4 protein-coding genes and 1 rRNA gene are annotated in these 6575 nt (G+C 66.2%); 1 reads left to right on the top strand and 4 read right to left on the bottom strand.

Translation table 11 applies throughout. From position 1 onward, the window contains the following. A 16S ribosomal RNA gene (locus AC3WLY_RS15165) occupies nucleotides 1–449 on the bottom strand; the annotation flags it as partial. A 693-nt stretch (nucleotides 450–1142) separates the two neighbouring features. Here AC3WLY_RS15165 and AC3WLY_RS15160 point away from each other — a divergent pair. Next, a complete protein-coding gene (locus AC3WLY_RS15160; protein WP_492308641.1) occupies nucleotides 1143–1580 on the top strand; it encodes an ATPase in 438 nt (145 codons plus the stop codon). Nucleotides 1581–1768: 188 nt separating this feature from the next. Here AC3WLY_RS15160 and AC3WLY_RS15155 read toward each other — a convergent pair whose 3' ends face one another. The 3 genes from AC3WLY_RS15155 to AC3WLY_RS15145 form a co-directional block, all read right to left on the bottom strand. Then, nucleotides 1769–2446: a DUF429 domain-containing protein gene (locus AC3WLY_RS15155; protein ID WP_492308642.1), complete on the bottom strand. Its 678-nt coding sequence runs from the start codon at nucleotides 2444–2446 to the stop codon at nucleotides 1769–1771. 9 nt (nucleotides 2447–2455) lie between these two features. Next, nucleotides 2456–2980, bottom strand: coding sequence for an HD domain-containing protein (locus AC3WLY_RS15150; RefSeq protein ID WP_310144223.1), 525 nt, complete (start codon nucleotides 2978–2980; stop codon nucleotides 2456–2458). A 121-nt stretch (nucleotides 2981–3101) separates the two neighbouring features. Beyond that, nucleotides 3102–6572: an ATP-binding protein gene (locus AC3WLY_RS15145; RefSeq protein ID WP_492308643.1), complete on the bottom strand. Its 3471-nt coding sequence runs from the start codon at nucleotides 6570–6572 to the stop codon at nucleotides 3102–3104. Nucleotides 6573–6575: the final 3 nt, after the last annotated feature.

The raw sequence follows: 6575 nt of genomic DNA, 5'->3' as shown, positions 1-6575 counted from the left end.
TTTCTTTCCGGACAAAAGTGCTTTACAACCCGAAGGCCTTCTTCACACACGCGGCATTGCTGGATCAGGCTTTCGCCCATTGTCCAAAATTCCCCACTGCTGCCTCCCGTAGGAGTCTGGGCCGTGTCTCAGTCCCAGTGTGGCTGGTCGTCCTCTCAGACCAGCTACTGATCGTCGCCTTGGTAGGCCTTTACCCCACCAACTAGCTAATCAGCCATCGGCCAACCCTATAGCGCGAGGCCCGAAGGTCCCCCGCTTTCATCCGTAGATCGTATGCGGTATTAATCCGGCTTTCGCCGGGCTATCCCCCACTACAGGACATGTTCCGATGTATTACTCACCCGTTCGCCACTCGCCACCAGGTGCAAGCACCCGTGCTGCCGTTCGACTTGCATGTGTAAGGCATGCCGCCAGCGTTCAATCTGAGCCAGGATCAAACTCTTCAGTTTAAACCTGTTACTGTTTTCGGTTCAGTTAAGAACCGGTCGCTCACTCAAAGCTGACAGGAATATGAATTGCTTCATAAACCTGACTTACTTTAGTGTGAGACTCTTGATACTTTCGCTTTCTGATCCGAGGATCAGCTCGCTTCCATCAAGCGCCCACACTTATCGGCTGTTAATTTTTAAAGAGCGTTTCTGCGAGGAACTTCGTGTTTCTCAGCAGCGCTGCGTTTTCAGCAGCAGAGAAGCGAGATTATGAACCGTGTTTCGCAGCTCGTCAACAACTTTTTAACCACTTCGTTGCGACTGCGCGGTCCATCTTCCTGCGCCAGCCGTGCGCCCAACCTGCCGCACACCGCCGACTTCGCTTCCCCTCTCCCGCGCCGCGTTTCCGTTAGCGCGAAAGAGGCGTGATTCTATGCACCCGCCCCCGTCTCCGCAAGCCCTTTTGTGAAATTATTTTGAACACGCCTCTCTTTCCTCATATATATACGAGGCCGACGGCATGCCGTCCCAGGCGCGCTCCGGATTCGCATCCCCGCCAATCAACGGGCCGCCGGAACGCAACGCCGCGCCGCCCGGCTGCAACGTCGCGCGTTCGCGCCTTCATGGGTTTCGCAACCCTGTCCTGAGGATCGGACAAGGGGGCTCGCACGGTCGAGTATCATGCCGCGACCGAACCACGTACTCATATCGACGATGGATAGCACCACTCAACCCGGCGACGCCGATCTTCGCGACGAATATGCAGCGCTGCGCGAGCGCGCCATCCTGCTCGAAGAACAGGCCCCGCCGCTTCTGCAACGCATCTCGGATGTATTGCCGCGGATCAGCGGCGAATCCGAACTCGCGGACGAGCATCGCGAACGGCTTATCAGCGCACGCAATGCGGCGCTGGTTTCGATCGAAAACTATCAGCAGGCGATTCCTTTCCTGCAGACGGCCGACTCGATCATCGAGCAGATGGACAAGACGCCCGAGCGCGACGAAGACATCGAGTGGCGTGAATCGCTGCTGCAACGGCTCGACGAACTGATCGACGTCGCGGTCGTGATGATCGACGATGCGGAAGGCTACTTCGAACAGGCGCAAGCCTGCGATCTGTCCAGCGTGCCGAAATCCATCCTCGAGGATTGAGCAGTGCCGCTCGGGATCGCGCGGCGCACCGGCGTCATGTCGTGTGCACCCGCAATCCCGATGCATGCCGACAGACAATCGCTGCCTGACACCTTCGTCGTCAGGCAAGCCGCACACCTCCCGCAAAAGCTCACCTTGCCGCAACGACAACCCTGCGATCTGCGCCCGCCCGGGGTCGCGCGTCGCGACTACAACGAGTCGAGCACAATCGTCTCGCTCACGATCGGCACACGGATATATCCCCCCTCTGCATCGCCATACGCATGCGCGCTTCCATCGATGACGTATTGCGCCGTCAGCGCGCACAGGGTCGCGTCTCGCGCATCGACGGATAGCAGCGTCGACACGTCGATCCCCAGCCGTTCCAGCAATTGCCGGCGCTGGTTGCGCTTCTGCTTTGCCGACGCAACCGCCTTGCCCAGCATCGCGCAGGTAATCGCGTACGGATAGGTTTCGAAGCTCGCGCGCCCGCCCGCATAGTGCGCGCCGGTCAGCAATGGATAGGCATCCGCGAGCGCGCGGTAGACACGCTCTCCGATGAACATCCAGTCGAAGAAGCCCGACGTGCTCGCGACCGCCTGCTCCCGCGACGGCGTCGGAAAGCACGAGATCCGTTCGCGCGCGAGCGCCTGCTCGGCCGCCCGGCGCCCGCTTCCCGCCCACCACAGGCTCGGCGCGTCGACGCCAACGGCCATGACGTCATGGGCGAGGCACAGCGCAGGCAACGCCTCGGGCGCGATCCGCCGTTCGCGGCAGACAACCGTCGACCCGCGCAGGATCACGAGATCGCACAGCTTCCTGTCGCCCCCGACGTCGACACCCGCCACCGCAGCCGGTTGCCGTGCGGCGGATCGGGCCGAACGCATGCGGGCGCCTCAGTCCGCGGGCCGTGCGCCGTACGCGGCGTCGAAGATCGCCTCGAGACCGGGATGCACGCCGCGCATCGGATCGACAACCGACTTCGCCCAGTCGAAGTACGCCTGCTTGCGTTCGAGCGGCCAGTCCGCGGGCGGATGCCGCGCGATGTCGCGCAGGTTGCAGATCTTGTCGGCCAGCTTCACGAGCTTGGCGCGCCGGCTGATGGTCGCCGCATGCTCGATCTGCAGGCGCTTGCGCTCGTCCTTCGGCAGCGACTTGTCGTCCGTGACTTCCATCACGATGTCCGCCACGTCCTTGCCGAACAGCCGCAGCAGTTCCTGCTCGGTCGTCTCCGTATCCTCGACCGTGTCGTGCAGCACGGCTGCGACGATCACGCGTTCGTCCTCGACGCCGGCTTCGTTGGCCAGCACGTCGGCAAGCGCGATCGGATGATTGATATACGGCGACGCTTCTTCGTCCTTGCGCCGCTGATTGCGATGCTTGTCCGCCGCGAACGCGATCGCGGCTACCAGCTTTTTCATGTTCCCCCCTCGTGTGGCCAGTCCCGCGACCGGCAGAACCGGTCGCGTGCATTTCGGAACCGCACATACTACCTGCACGCGATGACTCTTCCCGTGTGCCGGCATCCCTGCGCGCCCCGCATCACGCGCCGGCCGGCGCGCGCTGCAGTTCGACCACGTTGACCCGCGCGCCGAATACGTCCTTCACGAGCGGCAGCAGGTGATCGTGGTGCGTCAGGAACAGCACCTGGGTTCGCGTCGACAGATCGCGCAGCGCGTCGAGCCCAGCCTTCGCGCGCGCGTCGTCGAAGTTGATGAACAGGTCGTCGGCAACGAACGGCAGCGCGGTCCTGCTGCCGAGCTGCAGCTCCAGCGCCGCGATTCGCAGCGCGAGGAACAACTGGTCGCGCGTCCCTTCGCTCAACCCTGCGACCTCGACCGACGCCCCCTTTATCCGCCGTGCATACAGCGCGGGCGGCGTCCGTTCGGTATCGACGGTGAGCTTCGCGAACTCGCCCAGCGTGAGCCCGGCGAAGATTTCGCCCGCCCGCCTGAGCATCGGCCCCTGCTTCTGGTCGCGATAGCGATCCGTCGCCCACTTCAGCAAGCGGCTTGCGGTGGCCGCCTCCAGATACTGTTCGGCCGCGTCGCCCATCGCCGCGAGCGCTTCCTGCCGCTTCGATTCGGCGACGGCCGCGTTCGCCTGGCCGTCGATCGCGCCGAACGCCTGGTCGGCCACGACCTGCTGCTGCGCGAGCTCGTTCAACCGCTTGCCGACATCGCCCAGCGACTGCTTCACAGCCTCCAGACGCGCCGGCACGTCGGCGATGTCCTGTTCCGCAACCTCAGCCTCGACGGCCGAACGGGACAGCCCGTCGCCGTCGCGCACCAGCGCCTCGTGCGCGGCATCGACCGCCTGCCGAAGCTGGCGCTGTCGATCCGAGCGTTCGGCCAGCGGCAGCGCCGCGTCGATCGACGCCACGCCGGCCAATTGAAGCAGCGGCTGGATACGCGCATCGGCGCCCGCCACCGCGGCGGCCGCATCCGTGACCTTGCCGTCGGCCTGCCGCACGGCTTCGTCGGCACGCTCGATCGCGCGCGCGATTTCCTTTGCGGCCGCGAGACGCATCGCCAGCCTGCGTGCAACGTCCAGCCAGTCGCCGCTCGCCAGCCATTCCGGCGCGAGCGTTTCGGCAAGCCGCCGCGCGCCGGCCTCGAGCGCGGCCAGCTCGGCGCGGATCGCAGCGATCCGGTTGCGCGGCGCATCCGCATCGGCCAGTTCGGCCGTCACCACATTCGCGAGCCCGAGCGCGCCTTCTGCCGCTGCCAGCGTCACCGCGCTCGCGGAAAGTTTCGCGTCGGCCAGCGCGTCGCGCCATTGCGCATGCCACGCATCGTAGGCTGCTTGCGCATGGCCGACTCGCGACTGCGCCGTTGCGCACCCGCGTTCGGCTTCCCGCGCGCGGTCGTCGAGGCTGTCCTTCTGCGCGATCGCTTTCTCGGCCGACTGCACGAACGTCTCGGCGATGGCGACGAGTGCCGCCAGTCCGTCCGTCTCGCTGCCTCGCGACACCGTATGCAGCGCCGAACGCAACGCGGCTTCGGCACCGGCGCGCGCCGCGCGAATCATGTCGAATTCGCGGCGCTGACGGTCGAGATCGGCCTGCGCCGCGAACACCGTATCGCGCTTTGCGAGCCAGTCGCCCATCGCCGCCAGCGGCATGCCGGGCACCGCGGCCGTCATCGCGAGCTCGGCCCATGCGTCGCGATGCGCGGCCAGCTCGCGCTCGCGTTCGTCCGACGCAGCCTGCCTGCGCGCCACACCGGCACGCGCGGATTCGACCTGCTGACGCAGCGACTGCAGCGTCGCCGCCGCCTGCGTGGCGCCGAGCTGCGCATCGACGAGTTCGTCGGCCAGACGAATCGCATCGTCGACCGCCGGTGCGCCAGTTGCCAGATCGACGGCGCCGCTGCGGATGTCGCCCCATGCGCCGTCGCGTCGTGCGCGCGCCGCCAGCACGTCGGCGGTCGTGACGACCTTGTGGTTCTCCGCGAAATGCTTCTCCTGCAATTCGAGCCGCTCGAGCTCTTCGAGCGCGCCGTCCCGCGCGTCGCGTGCGGCAGCAGCCGCGCTTGCGCGCTCGCTGTCTTCCTTGAGCAACGCGCCGAGCCGCGCCGCCGACGGCACGTCGAGCGCGCGCAGCGTGTCGACCGGCATGCGCCATTGGCCGAGCGCATCGAGCGCGCCGGACAGCGTGCGTTCGGCGGCAGCGATTTCGTGTTCGAGCGCCTGTTCGCGCTGGCCGCTGTTGCGAAAGCCTTGCGCATCGGCGAGCGCCGCGCGCAGCGCTTCCGGCACGTCGGCGGTCGACAGGCGCGCCCGTTGCTCCTGCACCTGCGCAAGCTCGTGCGTTCGTTCGTCGAGCGATTCGCGCGCGCCGGCGAGCGCCTGGTGCAGCGCGCCGTGTTCGCGCAGCAGGTTCGCGACGGTCTTCAGCGACAGCGCCGTCGGCAGCGACGCGCGCAGCGTCGCTTCGTCCGTCGGCCAGTCGAGCTGCGCGGCGGCCGAAAACGCGGCGGACAGGTGCCGCTCGACGTCGGCGCCGAGCAGCAACAGATCCTGCGCGTGATTCATACACGCGCCGCGCAGCCGATCGAGCGCTTCGATGTCGGCTTCGAGCGCCAGCGTATCGGCGTCGGCATCGATCGCATCGCGCGCCTGCCGTTTCGCAAGCAGGTCGGCACGCCGTTCTTCGAGCACCTTCTGTTCGGCCGCGAGATCGCCCTGCGCCTTCAGCAGGTCCGCATACGCGGTCGGCGGCAACTCGACGACCGCGCCCAGTTCTGCCAGCGCCGCATCCTTGACCGTCAGCTCCTTCAGGTACGGCGCCAACCGCCGAACGCGCTCGAGCTTCGAGCGCAGCGATTCGAGCCGGCGCTGCTCCACGCGCGCGTGCTCGATCTGCTGTTCGACCGCCTCGCGCGCGTCCTTGCGATCGACCCAGTCGCGCGTGCGCACCTGGACCGTCTTCAGTTCGGTCACGGCTTCGTTGAACGATGTTTCTGCCAGCGCAAACGCGCTGCCGCTGCGGCGCGGTGCCCAAAGTTCGACCGAACGCGCGTCGAGTTCCTCGCGCACCGGCCCGAGACTGCCAACACCGGCGGCCGATTCGAACAGCACCTGGCCGAGCTTGTCGGATGCGTCGAGAATGCTGCGGCCGCCGTCGACCAGCCGCCCGTGATCGAGCCCGAACATCTGCTCGAAGAATTCGCGCGTCGCGCCGTCGAGGATGGCGGCCAGATAGTCGTCGGGAAGTTTGTCGTCGGCAGGCGTGCGCAACGGACTGCGTCCGCGCGCACGGTGGAACGCGAACTCGCCCGTACCGTTCTCGAGCACGCCGCCGATCCGCAGTTCAGGCGTGCTGTGCAGGAAATCGAGCGGCGTCTGCAGCTTCATCCCGAACAGCAACTCGGACACGGCCGTGCGGATCGTCGACTTGCCGGCCTCGTTCGGCCCGACGATCACATGAAAATCCTCGCCGGCCGACGGGAACCGCAGTGTTTCGTCGGTGAATTTGCCGTACTTGATCAGATCGAGCTGGCTGATGCGCATCGC

Source organism: Burkholderia sp. FW306-1C-G01B, assembly GCF_058781685.1.
This window is presented reverse-complemented; position numbering and strand designations above follow the sequence as displayed.